At 62.6% G+C, this 17,880-nt stretch carries 16 protein-coding genes; 8 read left to right on the top strand and 8 right to left on the bottom strand.

Annotated features, from left to right (window positions below; translation table 11 throughout):
- Positions 1-33: 33 nt before the first annotated feature.
- Entirely contained in the window at positions 34-1,065 is a 1,032-nt protein-coding gene (locus ACR0KM_RS09875) for a permease (protein ID WP_480858931.1), read from the bottom strand.
- Complete coding sequence (locus ACR0KM_RS09870; protein ID WP_480858928.1) at positions 1,058-1,366, bottom strand: ArsR/SmtB family transcription factor; 309 nt, start codon at positions 1,364-1,366, stop codon at positions 1,058-1,060. Before ACR0KM_RS09870 ends, ACR0KM_RS09875 begins: the two co-directional genes overlap by 8 nt.
- A gap of 115 nt (positions 1,367-1,481) precedes the next feature.
- Here ACR0KM_RS09870 and pdxR point away from each other — a divergent pair, with 115 nt between their 5' ends.
- The 5 genes from pdxR (at position 1,482) to ACR0KM_RS09845 (ending at position 9,552) form a co-directional block, all read left to right on the top strand.
- Positions 1,482-2,942, top strand: coding sequence for a MocR-like pyridoxine biosynthesis transcription factor PdxR (gene pdxR / locus ACR0KM_RS09865; RefSeq protein ID WP_480858926.1), 1,461 nt, complete (start codon positions 1,482-1,484; stop codon positions 2,940-2,942).
- A gap of 124 nt (positions 2,943-3,066) precedes the next feature.
- On the top strand, positions 3,067-4,833 hold the full coding sequence (gene xsc / locus ACR0KM_RS09860; protein WP_480858923.1) for a sulfoacetaldehyde acetyltransferase: 1,767 nt from the start codon (positions 3,067-3,069) through the stop codon (positions 4,831-4,833).
- Positions 4,834-5,001: 168 nt separating this feature from the next.
- On the top strand, positions 5,002-7,818 hold the full coding sequence (locus ACR0KM_RS09855; protein WP_480858922.1) for a molybdopterin oxidoreductase family protein: 2,817 nt from the start codon (positions 5,002-5,004) through the stop codon (positions 7,816-7,818).
- 97 nt (positions 7,819-7,915) lie between these two features.
- Positions 7,916-8,665, top strand: coding sequence for a 4Fe-4S dicluster domain-containing protein (locus ACR0KM_RS09850; RefSeq protein ID WP_480858920.1), 750 nt, complete (start codon positions 7,916-7,918; stop codon positions 8,663-8,665).
- Positions 8,665-9,552, top strand: a complete 888-nt coding sequence (locus ACR0KM_RS09845) for a dimethyl sulfoxide reductase anchor subunit family protein (protein ID WP_480858918.1) — start codon at positions 8,665-8,667, stop codon at positions 9,550-9,552. The genes ACR0KM_RS09850 and ACR0KM_RS09845 overlap by 1 nt, the downstream gene beginning before the upstream one ends.
- Positions 9,553-9,648: 96 nt before the next feature.
- Here the strand turns inward: ACR0KM_RS09845 and dapA are convergent, their stop codons facing one another.
- A complete protein-coding gene (gene dapA, locus ACR0KM_RS09840; RefSeq protein WP_480858916.1) occupies positions 9,649-10,521 on the bottom strand; it encodes a 4-hydroxy-tetrahydrodipicolinate synthase in 873 nt (290 codons plus the stop codon).
- A 133-nt stretch (positions 10,522-10,654) separates the two neighbouring features.
- On the opposite strand from dapA, the gene ACR0KM_RS09835 reads away from it, so the two are divergent.
- The gene (locus ACR0KM_RS09835; RefSeq protein ID WP_480858915.1) at positions 10,655-12,619 is read left to right on the top strand and encodes a lytic transglycosylase domain-containing protein; all 1,965 of its coding nucleotides are present in this window, start codon (positions 10,655-10,657) and stop codon (positions 12,617-12,619) included.
- Here the strand turns inward: ACR0KM_RS09835 and ACR0KM_RS09830 are convergent.
- Together ACR0KM_RS09830 and mnmC2 are read right to left on the bottom strand one after the other, a co-directional pair.
- On the bottom strand, positions 12,593-13,462 hold the full coding sequence (locus tag ACR0KM_RS09830) for a DMT family transporter (protein WP_480858913.1): 870 nt from the start codon (positions 13,460-13,462) through the stop codon (positions 12,593-12,595). The two genes, ACR0KM_RS09835 and ACR0KM_RS09830, sit on opposite strands and share 27 nt — an antisense overlap.
- Positions 13,459-14,124, bottom strand: a complete 666-nt coding sequence (gene mnmC2 / locus ACR0KM_RS09825; protein ID WP_480858911.1) for a tRNA (5-methylaminomethyl-2-thiouridine)(34)-methyltransferase MnmC2 — start codon at positions 14,122-14,124, stop codon at positions 13,459-13,461. Before mnmC2 ends, ACR0KM_RS09830 begins: the two co-directional genes overlap by 4 nt.
- A gap of 55 nt (positions 14,125-14,179) precedes the next feature.
- Between mnmC2 and ACR0KM_RS09820 the strand changes: the two genes are divergently transcribed.
- Both ACR0KM_RS09820 and ACR0KM_RS09815 read left to right on the top strand, forming a co-directional pair.
- Positions 14,180-15,214 (top strand): NAD(P)/FAD-dependent oxidoreductase, encoded by a 1,035-nt coding sequence (locus tag ACR0KM_RS09820; protein ID WP_480858909.1) that lies wholly within the window; start codon positions 14,180-14,182, stop codon positions 15,212-15,214.
- A gap of 86 nt (positions 15,215-15,300) precedes the next feature.
- Positions 15,301-15,687 carry a GNAT family N-acetyltransferase gene (locus ACR0KM_RS09815; RefSeq protein ID WP_480858953.1) on the top strand — a complete coding sequence of 129 codons (387 nt, stop codon included), beginning with the start codon at positions 15,301-15,303 and terminating at the stop codon, positions 15,685-15,687.
- Here the strand turns inward: ACR0KM_RS09815 and ACR0KM_RS09810 are convergent.
- The 3 genes from ACR0KM_RS09810 to ACR0KM_RS09800 form a co-directional block, all read right to left on the bottom strand.
- Entirely contained in the window at positions 15,679-16,470 is a 792-nt protein-coding gene (locus ACR0KM_RS09810; protein WP_480858950.1) for an HTD2 family dehydratase, read from the bottom strand. The two genes, ACR0KM_RS09815 and ACR0KM_RS09810, sit on opposite strands and share 9 nt — an antisense overlap.
- Positions 16,471-16,484: 14 nt before the next feature.
- A complete protein-coding gene (locus tag ACR0KM_RS09805; protein ID WP_480858907.1) occupies positions 16,485-17,027 on the bottom strand; it encodes an NADPH-dependent FMN reductase in 543 nt (180 codons plus the stop codon).
- 117 nt (positions 17,028-17,144) lie between these two features.
- Positions 17,145-17,816, bottom strand: coding sequence for a YiaD family glycine zipper/OmpA-like lipoprotein (locus tag ACR0KM_RS09800; protein ID WP_480858905.1), 672 nt, complete (start codon positions 17,814-17,816; stop codon positions 17,145-17,147).
- Between the last annotated feature and the right edge of the window lie 64 nt (positions 17,817-17,880).

The raw sequence follows: 17,880 nt of genomic DNA, 5'->3' as shown, positions 1-17,880 counted from the left end.
ACCGCCCAGTGGATACACCGAGCGGTTTTTACTTCAGATCATCTGAAACAGAATGCCCGCAATGATGGCTCCGCTGATGCCGAGGCCCAGATAGGTGGCAAAGACGCGCGGTTTAACGAGCGACCAGACCGCCGCCATCGCCGGGATCGAACTGACGGCCCCGGCCACCATGAAGGCCATCGCAGCGCCTGCGGTCATCCCCTGCTCCATCAGCCCCGCCAAAAGCGGTGGCGCGACGTAAGAGTTCAGGTAGGCAGGCATCCCGACCAGCGCGGCGGTGACAATGGGCAGTACGCCCTCGCCGCCCACGACGCGGGCGATCAGGTCGGCGGGGACATAGCTGACCAGCAGCGCCTCAAGCACGTAAGCCAGCGCCAGCCATTTCAGCAGAAACAGGCCGTTATGGACGAATTCCGACCGGAAGCGGACCCGGCGTTCGGGCTCCTGCCAGAATTTCCAGACCGGTTTGTCGTCTTTCTTTGGACCGCAGCCGCAGCAACCCGCGGGCTTGTATTCGCGCAAGGGCTGGGCGAACGCGCCGCCGCGCATCAGGGCGCGGACCGCAAAGCCTCCGAACAGCCCCAGCGCGACGGCGGCAACCGCCTTGCCGATGGCAAAGGGCCAGCCCAGCGCGCCTGCGGTGATCAACAGGGTCGGCGGGTCGATCAGAGGCGAGCTGAGCCAGAACGCCATGACCGCAGACAAGGGTGCGCCCAGCGCCAGAAGCCCGGCGATGAACGGGATCACCTCGCAGGAACAGAACGGGGCCAGCCCGCCAAACAGTGCAGCGAGAAAGATCATCCGCGTTTCGCGCCCTTCAAACGCACGGGCCACCATAACCTCGGCCCCGGTGGCCTTGAGGTAAGACAACAGCAGCACCGCAAACAGGATGTATTGACCCGTGTGCGCCAGTGCCTTGCCTGCGAATATCACGACCTCGACCCAGTTGTCGGGATCAAGCAGCGCGACGGCGATCAACAGGGCGACGATCAGCGCCCAAGGCGTCTTGATTAGGTTAACGACGTTCCGCCCCAGTGGCTTGGGATTCTGTGTCAGTTCAGCCATCGTTCGCGGCCTTCCCCACTTCGTCTACGCAGCATTCGCTGAGGATGAACTGCGCGAGGTTTCTAAGTTCGTCGAAACACGCCCGATTGATGGTGCTGCGCCCAACCTTTTCCTGCTCGACCACGCCACCAGCGGCCAGAAACCGCAGGTGATGCGCCAGCGTCGACGGCGCGATGCCCGTGCGATTCTGAATCTCTCCGACGGTGAGCCCTGTTTGACCGGCGCGGACCAGCGTCTTGAGGACCTTCAGCCGGGCCTCGGACCCCATGGCCGAAAACCCGGCAGCGGCTGATTCCCACATTTGCCATCTCCATTAAACTATATTTCTGGTTATTTAGTTCTTTCAGGGATGCATGTCAATCGCGCGCGAATAAGTCCAGATTGCCCGCACCTTAGGTCCAATCTATAACCATTCCATGGGCATCTCGGTCGACACCTTCTTTCTGGAACGCAACGGGCAGGGCACGCTGCAGGCGCAGATCCAACAGATGATTGCCGAGGGCATCCTGTCGGGCCGTTTTCATACGGGCGAGAAGCTGCCCTCGTCCCGCAAACTGGCGGCGCATCTGGGGGTCAGCCGGATCACCGTCACGCTGGCCTATACCGAGTTGCTTGCAAGCGACTATCTCACCGCCAGGGGCCGCTCGGGCTACTATGTTTCCGAGAATGCTCCCGTGCCTCCAACTTACACGCCAACGCGGCACGATACCGATGCCGTGGATTGGGACATCGCGCTGGCACGGAAGTTCTCAGGCGGGGATTTTCTGCAAAAACCCAGCAACTGGCGCGAGTTCCGCTACCCCTTTATCTACGGTCAGGCCGACCGGGATCTGTTCGACCATGCCAACTGGCGCCTCTGCGCGGTGCGAGCTTTGGGCCATAAGGATTTTGATACACTGACCGGAGACTATGTGGACCGCGACGACCCCCTGTTGATCGAGTTCATCGCGCGCCACACCCTGCCCCGGCGCGGGATCACCGCACGACCCCAAGAGATACTCATCACGCTGGGGGCGCAAAATGCCCTGTGGCTGGCCTCACGAGTGCTGCTCAACCGGGATCGCAAAGCGGCCATCGAGGACCCCTGTTACTATGCCTTGCGCGATCTGCTGGTCCACTCCGAGTGCAAACTCGCCCCCCTGAAGGTTGACCGCGACGGCCTGCCGCCCGATGCGATCCCCGACGACACCGATGTGATCTTCACCACCCCCAGCCATCAGTGTCCCACCACAGCCACCATGCCGATCGATCGCCGCCGCGCGCTGCTGCACCGCGCGCGCGAGCTGAATGCGATGATCGTCGAGGATGACTATGAGTTCGAGATGTCCTTTCTGGGTGCCCCCTCGCCCGCGCTGCGGTCCTTGGATACGGACGGGCGGGTGATCTACGTCGGCAGCTTCTCGAAATCGCTGTTTCCGGGGCTGCGGCTGGGCTACATGGTCGGGTCCGAAAGCTTCATTCGCGAGGCGCGGGCCCTGCGGTCTCTGGTTCTGCGCCACCCGCCCGGTCATGTGCAGCGCACGGCGGCGTATTTCCTGTCGCTGGGACATTACGATGCACAGATCAGGCGCATGTCCAAGGCCCTGCAGCACCGGCGCGAGGCCATTGATGAGGCGATCCGCCAGTCCGGCCTGACGGTCGCAGGGCGCGGCATGCTGGGCGGCTCGTCGATCTGGATGCAGGCCCCGGCGCATGTAAACACGGCCCAACTGGCGCGGGACCTGCAGGGCAAAAGTGTGCATATCGAACCCGGAGAGCCCTTCTTTTCTGGCCCCAACCGACCTAAGAACTATTACCGCCTCGGCTATTCCTCGATCGCGCCCGACCGGATCGAGCCGGGAATTGCACGAATCGCCGAAGCCATTGGGCAGGCATGAGGCGACTGGACCTATCCCGCCCGCGGTTCTGGCCCTATCGCCATAAGCACCCTTGGGTCAAAACCAACCGGAAAACAGGGGCGACAGACCCCGTTCCAGCCATCCTTGATCGGAGAACATGCAGATGAAAATGACCACCGAAGAAGCCTTCGTGAAAACGCTGCAAATGCACGGGATCGAACATGCGTTCGGCATCATCGGGTCGGCCTTCATGCCGATTTCCGATATCTTCCCCAAGGCAGGCATCACCTTCTGGGACTGCGCGCATGAGGGATCGGGCGGGATGATGGCGGATGGCTACACCCGCGCCACCGGCAAGATGTCGATGATGATCGCGCAGAACGGGCCCGGTATCTCGAACTTCGTGACCGCCGTGAAGACCGCGTATTGGAACCACACGCCGCTGCTGCTGGTGACGCCGCAGGCCGCGAACAAGACCGTGGGTCAGGGTGGGTTTCAGGAAATCGAGCAGATGAATATGTTCGCCGATTGCGTCTGCTATCAGGAAGAGGTCCGCGACCCCTCGCGCATGGCCGAGGTGCTCAGCCGCGTGATCCAGAACGCCAAGCGCTACAGCGCGCCAGCCCAGATCAACGTGCCGCGTGATTACTTCACGCAGGTGGTGGATATCGAACTGCCCCGCATCGTCGATTTCGAACTGCCCTCGGGTGGCGAGGCCGCGCTGGATCAGGCCGCCGAACTGTTGTCGAACGCCCGTTTCCCGGTGATCCTGAACGGTGCAGGCGTGGTTCTGTCGGGTGCGATCCCGTCAACTGTCGCTCTGGCCGAGCGTCTGGATGCACCGGTCTGCTGCGGCTATCAGCACAACGACGCCTTCCCCGGCTCGCACCCGCTGCATGCGGGGCCGCTAGGCTATAACGGGTCCAAGGCCGGGATGCAGCTGATTGCGCAGGCCGACGTAGTGCTGGCTTTGGGCACGCGCCTTAACCCGTTCTCAACCCTGCCCGGCTATGGCATCGACTATTGGCCAACTGGGGCGAAGATCATTCAGGTTGACGTCAAACCCGAGCGGATTGGCCTCACCAAGCCGGTTACCGTCGGTATCGTAGGCGATGCCAAAAAGGTTGCCGACACCTTGCTGCAGAAACTCTCGGGCACCGCTGGTGACGAAGGCCGTCAGGCCCGCAAAGACCTGATCGCCACCACCAAATCGGCTTGGGCGCAGGAACTGTCCTCGATGGATCACGAAGAGGACGATCCCGGCACCACCTGGAACGAACGCGCCCGTTCGGCCAAGCCCGACTGGCTGAGCCCTCGCAAAGCGTGGCGCGCCATTCAGGCGGCCTTGCCGAAAGAAGCGATCATCAGTTCCGATATCGGCAATAACTGCGCCATCGGCAACGCCTATCCGTCCTTCGAAGAGGGCCGCAAATATCTGGCCCCTGGCCTGTTTGGCCCTTGTGGCTATGGCCTGCCCTCTGTGATCGGCGCCAAGATCGGCTGCCCAGATACGCCGGTTGTTGGATTCTCGGGCGATGGGGCGTTTGGCATTGCAGTCACCGAACTGACCGCAATCGGCCGCGAGGAATGGCCCGCCATCACGCAGGTGGTGTTCCGCAACTATCAGTGGGGTGCTGAGAAACGGAACTCGACCCTGTGGTATGACGACAATTTCGTCGGCACCGAACTGGACACGCAGGTCTCTTACGCTGGCATCGCGCAGGCCTGCGGCCTGAAAGGCGTGGTCGCGCGCACCATGGACGAGTTGACAGCGGCGCTGGCGCAGGCGGTCGAGGACCAGAAGAACGGCATCACCACCCTGATCGAAGCCATGATCAACCAGGAACTGGGTGAACCCTTCCGCCGCGACGCGATGAAGAAGCCAGTCGAAGTGGCAGGCATCGACGCCGCTGACATGCGCCCGCAGTAATGCAATGGTTTGGCCGGGCCCATTGGGTCCGCCCCTCATATCTTAGTTTCGAAAAAACCGGAAAACCGTCTGACCAGTAATGAAACGCTTGAGCCCGGCCCCATAACTCTCAAGAATGGCCCGCAGGTTCAGGTCTCAAAACGACCGGCCACAGGGGAGAGATTTGACGTGACGCAGCAGCCCAGGATCGACCTGTCGCCCAAGGTTTCGGACGAGATCCGGCGCACCACATGCTACATGTGCGCCTGTCGCTGCGGCATCAACGTGCATATGAAAGATGGCAAGGTCGCCTATATCGAAGGGAACCGCGATCACCCTGTGAACAAGGGTGTACTCTGCGCCAAAGGCTCCGCCGGGATTATGCAGGTAAACGCGCCTGCGCGCCTGCGCAAACCGTTGCGCCGGGTGGGCCCGCGCGGGTCCGGAGAATTCCGCGAGATCGAATGGGACGAGGCGATCAGCACCGCCGTCGGCTGGCTGAACGAATTGCACGAGACTGCGCCGCACAAGCTGGCCTTTTTCACCGGGCGGGATCAGAGCCAGAGCTTCACCAGCTTCTGGGCACAAAATTTCGGCACGCCCAACTATGCAGCCCATGGCGGGTTCTGTTCCGTCAACATGGCAGCGGGCGGCATCTACACAATGGGCGGAGCCTTCTGGGAATTCGGCCAGCCCGATTGGGACCACACCAAGCTGTTCATGCTGTTCGGTGTGGCCGAGGACCACGACAGCAACCCGATCAAGATGGGCATCGGCAAGATCAAGGCGCGCGGCGCGCGGGTGATCGGGGTGAACCCCATCCGCTCGGGCTATAACGCCGTGGCTGATGATTGGGTCGGGATCACGCCGGGCACCGACGGGCTGTTCATCCTGTCGCTGATCCATGTGCTGATGAAGGCGGGCAAGATCGACCTCGACTATCTCAGCCGTTACACCAACGCGCCGGTTCTGGTGAATGCCAGCGAAGGCCCGGAAAAGGGCCTGTTCCTGCGCGACGACGACGGCAAGCCGCTGGTGATCGACCGCGTGACGGGCGAACCGACCGCCTTCGACAAACCCGGCGTGCGCCCGGACCTGTCGGCCACCTACGACAAAGACGGCGTCACCCACCGGCCGGTCTTTCACCTGATGGCCGAGAAATACCTGTCCGACGATCACGCCCCCGAAAACGTGGCCGAGCGCTGCGGCGTCCCAGCCCAAAAAATCCGCGCCATCGCCGCCGAAATCGCCCGCGTGGCCTTTGACGAAGCCATCGAGCTCGACCAGGAATGGACCGACTTCCGGGGCGAAAAACACGCCAAGATGACAGGCCGCCCCGTCAGCTTCCACGCCATGCGCGGCATCTCGGCTCATGCCAACGGCTTCCAGACCTGCCGCGCGCTGCACGTACTGCAAATCCTGCTGGGCACGGTCGAGGTCCCCGGCGGCTTCCGCTTCAAACCACCCTACCCCAAACCCGTCGAGGCGCACCCCACCCCGCACGGCGACCGCCGCCCGGGCCGCCCGCTGGAAGGCCCTCACCTCGGCTTCCCGCGCGGCCCCGAGGACCTGCTGCTGAACGAAGACGGCACCGCCCAGCGCATCGACAAGGCCTTTACGTGGGAAAACCCGATGTCCGCCCACGGGCTGATGCATATGGTGATCTCGAACGCCGCCGCCGGTGATCCCTACAAGGTCGACACGCTGTTCATGTATATGGCGAATATGTCGTGGAACTCCTCCATGAACACCAAAGGTGTGATGGAGATGCTGTCGGCCAAGACCGAAGACGGCAAATACGTCATCCCAAAGATCATCTACTCGGATGCCTATTCCTCGGAAATGGTCGCTTATGCCGACCTGATCCTGCCCGACACCACCTATCTGGAACGCCACGACTGCATCTCGCTGCTCGATCGCCCGATCTGCGAAGCCGACGCCGCCGCTGATGCCATTCGCTGGCCAGTTGTCGAACCCGACCGCGACGTGCGCGGGTTCCAGTCGGTTCTGATCCAACTCGCCAACCGCATGAGCCTGCCGGGCTTCACCAACGAAGACGGCACACCCAAGTGGAAGGACTACGCCGACTATATCGTCAATCACCAGCGCAAGCCGGGCATCGGCCCTCTGGCCGGGTTCCGGGGCGCGGACGGCTCCAAAGAAGGACGGGGAGAGGTCAACCCGGACCAGTTGAACCGCTATATCGAAAACGGTGGCTTCTACGTTGCGCATATCCCCGAAGGTGCAGATTACTACAAGCCATGGAACTCGGCTTATCAGGACTGGGCCGTTAGCATGGGCATTTACGACAGCCCGCAACCCTACCTGTTCCAGCTCTACTCCGAACCAATGCGCAAGTTCCAACTGGCCGCCGAAGGACACGGACCGAACCAGCCCCCAGACCACCTGCGCCAGCGCCTCAAAGACACGATGGACCCGCTGCCCATCTGGTACGAGACCGACCAGCAGGGCAATGAGGGCTTCACCGTCAACGCCCTGACCCAGCGCCCGATGGCGATGTATCACAGCTGGGGCACACAGAACGCATGGCTGAGGCAACTGCACGGGCGCAACCCGCTCTACGTGCCGACCAAACTGATGCGCGAGCACAACCTGCAAGACGGCGACTGGGCCAAGGTCACTTCCCCACACAGCGAGATCACCGTCCCGGTCATGGAAATGGCCGCCCTGAACGAAAACACCGTCTGGACATGGAACGCGATCGGCAAACGCAAAGGCGCGTGGGCCTTGCAGGAAGACGCACCCGAGGCCACCAAAGGCTTCCTGCTGAACCACCTGATCCACGAACTGCTGCCGCCTAAAGGCGACGGTATGCGTTGGGCAAACTCGGACCCGATAACGGGTCAGGCCGCTTGGTTCGATCTGAAGGTCAAAATCGAAAAAACCACCCCCCCGACAGACGCCCAAAGCCAGCCAGAATTCGCCCCGATCGAATCCCCCGTCGGGACCGGCCCGAAAGACCTGGCATGGAAGGTCGGCAAATGAGCCGGATCCACCCTTCATCTGGCCATAAATATCCCGGGGAGCGCGAGGGGCTGGCCCCTCGCTCCTGCCCTCTCCAAGCACGCGAAGGCACATTGACATGACCCAGCTCCCCCACTCCACCGAGCGCAAAATGGGTCTGGTTATCGACCTCGACACCTGCGTCGGCTGCCATGCCTGCGTAATCTCGTGCAAAGGCTGGAACACGGAAAACTACGGCGCGCCGCTCTCGGATCAGGACGCGTACGGAGCCGACCCCTCCGGCACCTTCCTGAACCGCGTTCATTCCTATGAGGTACAGCCCACGGAAGGCCCCGCGCAACTCATCCACTTCCCCAAATCCTGCCTGCATTGCGAGGATGCACCCTGCGTCACCGTCTGCCCAACCGGGGCCAGCTACAAACGGGTCGAGGATGGGATCGTGCTGGTCAACGAAAGCGACTGCATCGGCTGCGGGCTATGCGCATGGTCCTGCCCCTATGGCGCACGCGAGATGGATATGGCCGAAGGGGTGATGAAGAAATGCACCCTCTGTGTCGACCGCATCTACAACGAAAACCTGCCCGAGGTAGACCGGGTCCCCTCCTGCGTCCGCACCTGCCCCGCCGGTGCGCGACATTTCGGTGATCTGGGCGATCCGGACAGCGATGTCAGCAAACTGGTGGCCGAGCGCGACGGGATGGACCTGATGCCCGAAATGGGTACCAAACCCGTGAACAAATACCTGCCGCCCCGGGCCAAGGATACAGTTGACCAGCAGATCGACATTCTGGCCCCGCTGCTGGCCCCCGTGGCCGAAGACCCCAAGGGCTTTCTCGGCTGGCTCGACAAGACGTTGGAGAAGCTCTGATGCATCCGGCCCCTTCCGTCATCATCTTCACCACATTTTCCGGTCTGGGCTTCGGCCTGCTGTTCTTCCTGGGTCTCGGTCAACCTGCGGTAACGGGATTCGTTGCGTTCGTCTTCTACATCATCGCCTATGCGTTGGCGGTGGGAGGGCTGTTGGCCTCGACCTTCCATCTGGGGCATCCCGAACGCGCGTGGAAGGCGTTCAGCCAATGGAAATCCAGCTGGCTCAGCCGCGAAGGGGTCTGCGCAGTGGCGGCGCTCATGGTCATGGGACTCTATGCGCTGGGGGCGGTGTTTTTGCACAGTCACTGGGCGCTGTTGGGGTGGATCGGGGCGCTGCTCAGCATCGCCACCGTCTTCACCACATCAATGATCTATACGCAGCTCAAGACTATCCCGCGCTGGAACATGAACCTGACACCCGCGATGTTCCTGTCTTTCAGCCTCGCGGGTGGCGCACTTTTGGCCGGGGCCGAGGCGCTCGCCCCTTGGCTGCTGGCCATCGCAGGGGCCGTGCAACTGGCCTATTGGGCCAAAGGAGACGGCGCGTTGGCGCGGTCGGGTACCACATTGGGCACAGCCACGGGGTTGGATACACGCGGCACGGTGCGCGCGTTCGAGCCGCCTCATACCGGAACCAACTATCTGCTAAGGGAATTCGTCCATGTGGTGGGTCGGAAACACGCGCAAAAACTGCGGGTGATCTCGTTTGGGCTGGCCTTTGCGCTGCCGTTGCTGCTGATCCTTATCCCCGTCGGAGGAGTCGTGATCAAACATCTGTTCGCGCTTTTGGCCGTGCTGTCGCATTTGACCGGCGTTGTGATCTCGCGTTGGCTGTTTTTCGCACAGGCCGAGCATGTCGTCGGGCTGTATTACGGGAAACGGTGAGGGAGGGGGCCAGCCCCCTCCTTGGCCTTGCAGGCCAATTCCTCCCCCGGGATATTTGTAGCCAGATGAAGTTTGGATCCCCGTTTCCAGGGGTCGTCAGATCAGACCCGCATGAGCCATTGCAGCATCGATGGATGCCTTGGTGCTGCTTTCCAGCTCGGTCAGGGGCGAGCGGACTTCGGTGCTGCACAGGCCGAGTTTGCTAAGAGCATATTTGGCTCCGACAAGGCCGGGTTCGATGAAGATCGCCTCGTGCAAGGGCATCAGGCGGTCTTGGTAGGTCAGTGCTTTGGCGTAGTCGCCCGCAAGCGTTGCCTGCTGGAATTCGGCGCAGAGTTTGGGGGCCACGTTGGCCGTGACCGAGATGCAGCCGACGCCGCCATGGGCGTTGAAGCCCAGCGCGGTGGCGTCCTCGCCCGAGAGCTGGCAGAAGTCAGGTCCGCATGTAGCGCGTTGTTGGCTGACGCGGGCCAGATCGCCGGTTGCGTCCTTGACGCCGACGATGCGTGGCAGTTTGGCAAGTTCACCCATGGTCTCGGGCGTCATGTCGATGATCGAGCGGCCGGGGATGTTGTAGATGATGATCGGGATATCGGCGCAGTCATGCAGGGCACGGAAATGAGCCAACAGGCCCTTTTGCGTGGGCTTGTTGTAATAGGGCGTCACCACCAGCGCCGCATCGGCGCCGATATTGGCGGCAAACTGCACGAACCGAATAGCTTCGACCGTATTGTTCGAGCCAGCACCCGCGATCACCGGGACGCGACCTGCGGCGGCCTTCACGACCTCAGCCACAACGGTTTCGTGTTCTTCATGGCTGAGCGTCGGGCTTTCACCCGTCGTGCCCACTGGCACCAGACCGGTGGAACCTTCCTGTATCTGCCAGTCTACCAGGCGTTTGAGCGTATCCAGGTCCAACGCGCCGTTTGAAAACGGGGTGACGAGGGCTGGCATCGAGCCTTTGAACATGACACGCTCCTTAAGGTGCAGTTAGCAGTTTTTGCGTCACGGGACATCACAATCATGGCGATCCGTGTTGATCCCGGCGGCGCAAGGTTTATCCTGAATGGCTCTATCCTTGGTTGGTTGGGAAATGCAAGGCATGACACGCGTACTGGCTCTTTTGGTTGCGGTGATTTTAGTATCTTTGGGGCAGGCGCGGGCTGATGCCGTAGGCGATCTGCGCGCAGGCCTTTATGAGATGCGCAAGGGGGACTGGAACGCCGCTCTGCGTGTCTCGGGGCAGCGTGGGTCGGTTTCGCGCGATGTCATCGTTTGGCATTGGCTGCGCGAGGGTTTTGGAAGCTCGGGCGATGTTCTGGTCTTTCTCGAACGGCGGCCGGATTGGCCGGGGCTGGCATGGCTGCGCCGCAAGAGCGAGCCATCCTTCACCAATGCCGACGCCGATCGGGTGCTGAAATTCTACGATGGGATGCCACCGCAAACCGCCGAAGGCGCGCTGAACTATGCCGTTGCGCTGATGAGTGTGGGGCGCCGTGGGGAAGCCGAGGCCGATATCGTAACCGCGTGGCGGACGATGCCGATGGGCGCGGGTCTGCAGAAGGGCTATCTGGAAAATTTCGGCAAACTGCTGAGGCCGCATCACGCGGCGCGCATGGATCGGATGTTGTGGGATGGCCATCTTGTCAGCGCTGGGCAGATGTTGCCCGTGGTCAGCGGCGACCAGCGCAAGCTGGCCGAGGCCCGGATCGCCTTGCAAAAACGCCAGAACGGGGTGGATGGCAAGGTTGCCGCAGTGCCGAAATCTCTGGCTGATGCGCCAGGGCTGGCCTTTGACCGGTTCGTCTGGCGCGACCGGAAGGAGCTAGACGACAGCGCCATCGATCTGATGCTGACCCGGTCAACCGGACCTGACGCGCTGGGAGAGCCGGACAAATGGGCCGAGGGGCGGCGCAGGCTGGCGCGGCTTGAGATGCGCACGGGCAGCGCAGAACGGGCCTATGCGATTGCCGCCAATCATCACATGACGCCGGATATGGGCTATGGCTATGCCGATCTGGAATGGTTGGCGGGTTTCCTCGCCCTGCGCAAGCTGGATGATCCGGCAACGGCGGTTCGGCATTTCCAGAACTTCTCAGACGCGGTGCAGTCTCCGATTTCAAAAGGGCGCGGTGGCTACTGGCTTGGCCGGGCCTATGCAGCCGCGGGCGACGCGGATAGGGCTTACGAGGCCTACGCGGTTGGGGCGGATCACCAGACCTCGTTCTACGGGCTGCTGGCGGCCGAGCGCATCGGGCGACCTTTTGACCCCGAATTGGCGAACCCGCGCCGCGCGCCGCATTGGAAACAGGCTGCATTTGCCGATTCCAGCGTACTGGAGGCGGGCCTGCTGCTTTTACAGGCGGGCGAGGGCAACCTCTCGGAACGCTTCCTGACTCATTTGGTCGAAAGCCTCGACCAGACGCAGGCTGAACAACTGGGTGATCTTGTGATCGAACTGAACGAGCCGCACCTGGCCGTCATGATCGCCAAGCGCGCGGCGACAACCGGGGTTGTCCTGCCTGCCGCCTATTACCCGGTGCATCCCGTGGCCGACATGGGCCTGCCAATGGCGAAAGAAATGACGCTGGCCATTGCCCGGCGCGAAAGCGAATTTGACCCGGTTGTGATCAGCGGCGCAGGCGCGCGCGGACTGATGCAAGTGATGCCCGCGACGGCGCAGCTGGTGGCCAAGGATCTTGGTATTCTCAGCGGACACAAGACCGGGCGTCTGACCTCGGACTGGCGGTATAATGCCAAGCTGGGGGCGAATTACCTGTCCAGCCTTGCCGAGGATTTTAACGGCAACGTCGTCATGATGGCGGCTGGCTACAACGCCGGACCCCGCCGCCCGATTTCGTGGATGGAGCGGTATGGCGATCCGCGCCGCGGAGAAATCGATGTGATCGACTGGATTGAGACCATCCCCTTCAAGGAAACCCGCAATTATGTCATGCGCGTCGCCGAGAGCCTGCCGGTTTATCGCGCGCGGCTGGGCCAGCCGCCCCTTCCGGTGCCGTTTTCACAGGAACTGACCGGCTCAACCCTTGCGTCGTTCGCGCCATAGGGTGAAAAGCCCCGCCGCAATCACCAGACCTGCGCCCAGCACGACCGCAGGGCGTAGGGTCTCGTGGAAGATGGTGATGCCCAGAATGGCGCTCCACATCAGGTGGAAATAGGCAAAGGGCTGTACGGCGCTGGCCTCGGCCATCTCGTAACATTTGATCAGCAGCCAATGCCCCAGCGCGCCGGTGATACAGAGCAGCGCCATCCACAGCCAGTCACTGCCGGCCATCGGTTCCCAAAACCAGACACCCACGCAGGTCATTGCGACAGCGCCGGCGACGCCGGTCCAGAAAAAGCTGGTGGCGGTGCTGTCGCGCCGTGCGACGTATCGGGTCAGCAGGCCATAAACCGCGAACATCAGCGCAGAGATCAGCGGGATCACTGCCCAGGGATTGAACACCCCGGCACCGGGTTGAAGGATGATCAGAACACCGACGCAACCGACGCCGATCGCAGCCCAACGCCGCCAGCCGACTTTCTCGCCCAACAGCGGGCCGCTGAGCGCGGCGATCAGCAGCGGATAACAGATGAATACCGCCTGACTTTCGATCAACCCGAGGATCGTGAAACTGTAGACGGCGACGCAGATTTCCCCGGCCAGCAGCAGGCCCCGGAAAATCTGCAACCGAAGCTGGCTGGTCCGCGCCGCAGCCCGCAGGCCTCCGGGTGATCTGGCCGCCAGCGCAATTACGAAAGCGGCAAAGAACCAATACCGGATCATCACCACCATGTAGGTGTTATACGTCCCCGCCAGATGGCGCGAGATGCCGTCCTGCAACGCAAACACAATCGTCGCGCCGATCATCAGCGCAATGCCCGCGTTCACGTTGTTCTGCTGGCTCATGGCTTGACCGCCCGCGTCATGTGCCGCTTGCGACCAAAGCCGGGGCTGCGGGTAACTTCGAACCCGGCGTCGGCCAAGCCCCGGCGCACGAACCCGGCGGCGGTGTAGGTTGCCGCCGTGCCGCCCGGCGCCGTGTGGTCAGCCACCTGCTGCATCAGGTCCGCACCCCATAGTTCGGGGTTCTTGGCGGGTGAGAAGCCATCCAGAAACCATGCGTCCGCCTTGTGATCCCAGTCGGGCAGGGTCTGACGGGCATCCCCGACGATGACCTCAAGATGCAACGTATCCAACGTGCAGCTCTGGCCCGTCCAGACCGCCAGAAAGCGATCCGTCCATGGCGACAGTTCGGGAAATGCCGCCAGCGCGCGGGCCATATCGTCTGGGGCCATCGGGAAGGCCTCGAAACTGGTGAACTGCAGCGGTGAGGTCTGCCCTGCGCCCTCCCACGCGGACCAGACGGTCAGCATGTTCAGGCCGGTGCCGAAACCCAGCTCGGCGATGTGAAATCCGGGTGCAAAGCGCGCAGGCAGGTCGTTGCCTGCAAGGAACACATGGCGCGTCTCTTCCAACCCGTTCTGCAACGAGTAATACGGATCGTCGAAACGGTCCGAGACAGGAATCTGATCCTCGGTCCACGTCAGTTCGGCACGCTGGTCTGCCATCGGGTTATCCTGTAGCTAGGCGGCGCGACACTGAACAAGGAAAAGGGGATTGGCAATGGTCGATGTGACGGTGCGCGGCGCAGGCATCTTTGGCCTGTCCATCGCATGGACCTGCGCCCGACGCGGGGCCAAGGTTCAGGTGGTCGACCCCTTCGGCCCCGGCGCGGGCTCCAGCGGCGGGCTGGTGGGGGCGCTTGCGCCGCATGTGCCCGAGAACTGGAACGCCAAGAAGGCCTTTCAGTTCGACAGCCTGATCATGGCCGAACCGTTCTGGCAACAGGTCGAGGCAACGGGCGGCGTTTCCCCCGGCTATGCGCGGCTGGGTAGGTTGCAGCCCATTGGCGACCAACGCAGCATTGACCTCGCCCATACGCGGGCAACCACGGCCGAGACGCTCTGGCAGGGGCGCGCCCGTTGGACCGTGCGCCCAGTGGCCGAGGTCGGCGCTTGGTGCCCGCCCAGCCCCACTGGCTTTGTCATCCACGACACGCTGAGCGCACGAATGCACCCCCGACGCGCCTGTGCGGCTTTGGTCGCGGCGCTGGGGGTGATGGGGGTCGAGGTGACAACAGAGGCCCCCGACAAGGGTCAGGTCATTCACGCCACGGGCCTCGCCGGTCTGGAAGAGCTCAGCCGCGCCTTCGGCAAGACGGTTGGCAATGGCGTCAAGGGACAGGCCGCCTTGCTGCGGTTTGATGCCGGAGAGGTGCCGCAGCTATTCGCGGATGCCGTTCATATCGTGCCGCACGCGGATGGCACGCTGGCCATCGGATCGACGTCCGAACGGGACTATGATGACCCCACCAGCACCGATGCAGCACTGGACGACGTGTTGGACCGCGCCACACGCGCCCTGCCCCTGCTGCATGGGGCCGAGGTGATCGAGCGATGGGCCGGTGTGCGCCCCCGCAGCAAAAGCCGCGCCCCGATGCTCGGTGCGCATCCTTTGCACCAAGGCCAGTTCATCGCCAACGGCGGCTTCAAGATAGGCTTCGGAATGGCCCCGAAAGTGGCCGAGGTCATGGCCGATCTGATGCTGGACGGCAAAGACGCGATCCCCGACGATTTCCGGCCCGAGGCATCGTTGTGACCTTCGAAGTCCCACCGCAGCGCCTGTTCCCGGACAGTCCGAAACTGCCCGAGGTGCTGGCGCTGATCCGGGAAAGCTTTGCCTATATGGAAGGTCGCATTGATCCGCCCTCATCTATGCACCGGCTGACCGAGGACACGCTGCGGGATCAGGCGCGCGGGGGCGAGGTCTGGGTCATCGGTACGCCCCCCGATGCCGTGGTGTTTCTGACGCCAAAGCCCGGGCGTTTGTATCTGAGCAAACTGGCGGTCGACCATAGCCAACGGGGGAAGGGTCTGGCCCGGCAGCTTGTGGCGCTTGCCGAAACCCGCACAAAGGCGCTTGGGTTCTCGGTTCTGGAACTGCAAACCCGCGTCGAGCTTGTCGAAAACCATGCCGCCTTTGCGCGCATGGGATTTGTCAAAACCGGTGAGGTGGCCCATCCCGGCTATGACCGCACCACCTCGATCACGATGCAAAAGCGTCTAGGTTAGCGCCTCAGCCCGCATACACTCACGCCCGTCCGGTCCGCGCACCCACAGCGCCTGCCCGCTCCGACAGAGGGTTGCGGTTTCGAAATGCATCAGCGGGGCCGTGGCGCGGAAGGAAAACGCGGTCAGTGGGCCCATCAACTCGGTCGCATAGAGCATCAGAAGCTGCGCCAGCAAAGGTCCATGCACGACCAACCCGGCATAGCCCTCAACTTCGCGCGCATAATCCAGATCATAGTGGATGCGGTGTCCGTTGAAGGTCAGCGCCGAGTACCGAAACAGCAGGGTGGTATCAAAGCTGACTTCGCGGCGGTCGGTCTCATCCGTGCGGGCCTGCGGTCGTTGAGGAAGCTGGGCCTCGGGCGACGGGTCCTCGCGATAGACCAGATCCTGCCATTCGGTCAGGCAATGGGTGCCCTGTTGCCAGATCTCATGGCGCAGCGTGACAAAGCCCAGTGGACCGCTGCGCCCGGTCTTCTGCGCCGAGCTTTCACGGACGGACCGTCGTTCAGCCTCGACGTCCGCGATCAGGGGCTGGTGAAACTGCAATCGCCCCCCGGCCCACATCCGCCTGGGCAAGCCCATATCCGGGATCAGCCCAAGGCCAACTTTCGGATGCCCATCCCTCCCCAGATCAGACGGCGGCAAGGGCGACCAGAAATAGAGGTGATGGAAAAACGGCGGTAGGGCCGCGCCCGCCTCAATCGAGGGCGCTTGCCCCAACGCCACCTGCAACGCGCGGGCACGCGCGGAGTCCATGAGGTCTATGACGGCCTCGGCCTCCATCACGCCCTCATGGGTCAAACTTCCGCCTCGGCCCGCAGCTTTTGCATCAGCGCCCCAAGCGTCTTTTCATAGCGGTCGTTGGTCAGCCGCCCCTCGTCATCAAACTCGTTAGAGCTGTCGGCCAGATGAACTTCTGGGCCCTGCAGGATACGTGGCTGGAACGGCACCATGAAGGAGCGCAGGATCATCTGCGCGCGCTCGCCCCCGGCGCGACCGGCAGCGGCAGACATCACGGCCACCGGTTTGTCCATCCACGGGCTGCCGCTGGTTCGGCTGACCCAGTCCAGCGCGTTTTTCAGAACACCCGATGGCCCCTTGTTATACTCCGGGGTCGAGATGATCACCGCGTCAGCCCGCGCGATCTGATCCGCCAGCAGCTGCACCGCTTCGGGGATACCTTCCCCTTCTTCAAGATCGCCATCATACAGAGGCAGATTCAGATCCGCCTCGATATGGGTGCCGGGTTCAAACAAGCGCGCCGCCTCGCGCAGCAATTTGCGGTTAGTGGCGTTTTGGCGCAAAGAGCCGGACAGGCTGAGCAGAACAGGATCGGACATAGGGAAACTCCGTTTTAAGCGTTTCCCAATAGTTAGTCCGAGAAAAGCGCGCGCCAAAGACCAGGTGACGCGCAGTCACTGTGCATAAACCGCAGCCGCCGACAGCACCCCGTCACATCAGGAACGCACGTTCGGTATGATCTCGATGTCGACGCGACGGTTACGGGCCTTGCCTTCGGGCGTCAGATTGGACGCCGCAGGTCGGCTTTCCCCCAGACCGATAGTCGTGATCCGGGCACTGTTCACGCCGTTGGCCTGCAGGATATCCGCAACCGACCGGGCGCGCCGTTCCGAGAGGCCCTGATTGTACGATGCAGCCCCGTCGCTGTCGGTATGGCCGATGACCTGCACGTCCGAGTTGGGATAGCGCACAAGGTTCTGCCCCACGCGCACCAGATCGGCCCGCAGCGCCGGGTTCACCGTCGAGCTGTCGGTGGCAAAGGTGATGTCATTGGGCACGGTCACGATCAGGCGGTCACCTGCATTGGTGATGATGATGCCGTCATTGGCCAGCTGCTGCCGCAACTCGGCGGCCTGCCGGTCCAGCTGATTGCCGATGACACCACCACCGGCGGCTCCGATGGCCCCACCGGCCAGCGCGCCCAGAAGCGGATCGGAATCATTGGCAATCGCACCAACGCCCGCCCCGATCAGACCACCCAAAAGAGCACCCTGCTTGGCATTCTGGTTGGGATCAGCGGGCAGGTTCAGCGTACCGGGGTCCGTACAGGCCCCCAAAACCAAAGCCGAGCTTAGCCCGGCGGCAACAACAAACTTGGAAATCGTCATGGGTTCAACCTTCTGCTCTGGCATCCGTTTTAGCCGGGCGCCACGTTCTTTGCCCCATTATATC

The sequence above is a fragment of the Ruegeria sp. G10 genome (assembly GCF_056533645.1).
The sequence above is the reverse complement of the archived record's forward strand: the minus strand, read 5'-3'. Positions and strand labels throughout refer to the sequence as shown.

What these genes read in the sequence shown, in the direction of transcription:
- ACR0KM_RS09875 (WP_480858931.1), bottom strand. Translation starts at nt 1,065, where the DNA reads ATGGCTGAACTGACACAGAATCCCAAGCCACTGGGGCGGAACGTCGTT.
- ACR0KM_RS09870 (WP_480858928.1), bottom strand. Translation starts at nt 1,366, where the DNA reads ATGTGGGAATCAGCCGCTGCCGGGTTTTCGGCCATGGGGTCCGAGGCC.
- pdxR (WP_480858926.1), top strand. Translation starts at nt 1,482, where the DNA reads ATGGGCATCTCGGTCGACACCTTCTTTCTGGAACGCAACGGGCAGGGC.
- xsc (WP_480858923.1), top strand. Translation starts at nt 3,067, where the DNA reads ATGAAAATGACCACCGAAGAAGCCTTCGTGAAAACGCTGCAAATGCAC.
- ACR0KM_RS09850 (WP_480858920.1), top strand. Translation starts at nt 7,916, where the DNA reads ATGACCCAGCTCCCCCACTCCACCGAGCGCAAAATGGGTCTGGTTATC.
- ACR0KM_RS09845 (WP_480858918.1), top strand. Translation starts at nt 8,665, where the DNA reads ATGCATCCGGCCCCTTCCGTCATCATCTTCACCACATTTTCCGGTCTG.
- dapA (WP_480858916.1), bottom strand. Translation starts at nt 10,521, where the DNA reads ATGTTCAAAGGCTCGATGCCAGCCCTCGTCACCCCGTTTTCAAACGGC.
- ACR0KM_RS09835 (WP_480858915.1), top strand. Translation starts at nt 10,655, where the DNA reads ATGACACGCGTACTGGCTCTTTTGGTTGCGGTGATTTTAGTATCTTTG.
- ACR0KM_RS09830 (WP_480858913.1), bottom strand. Translation starts at nt 13,462, where the DNA reads ATGAGCCAGCAGAACAACGTGAACGCGGGCATTGCGCTGATGATCGGC.
- mnmC2 (WP_480858911.1), bottom strand. Translation starts at nt 14,124, where the DNA reads ATGGCAGACCAGCGTGCCGAACTGACGTGGACCGAGGATCAGATTCCT.
- ACR0KM_RS09820 (WP_480858909.1), top strand. Translation starts at nt 14,180, where the DNA reads ATGGTCGATGTGACGGTGCGCGGCGCAGGCATCTTTGGCCTGTCCATC.
- ACR0KM_RS09815 (WP_480858953.1), top strand. Translation starts at nt 15,301, where the DNA reads ATGGAAGGTCGCATTGATCCGCCCTCATCTATGCACCGGCTGACCGAG.
- ACR0KM_RS09810 (WP_480858950.1), bottom strand. Translation starts at nt 16,470, where the DNA reads ATGGAGGCCGAGGCCGTCATAGACCTCATGGACTCCGCGCGTGCCCGC.
- ACR0KM_RS09805 (WP_480858907.1), bottom strand. Translation starts at nt 17,027, where the DNA reads ATGTCCGATCCTGTTCTGCTCAGCCTGTCCGGCTCTTTGCGCCAAAAC.
- ACR0KM_RS09800 (WP_480858905.1), bottom strand. Translation starts at nt 17,816, where the DNA reads ATGACGATTTCCAAGTTTGTTGTTGCCGCCGGGCTAAGCTCGGCTTTG.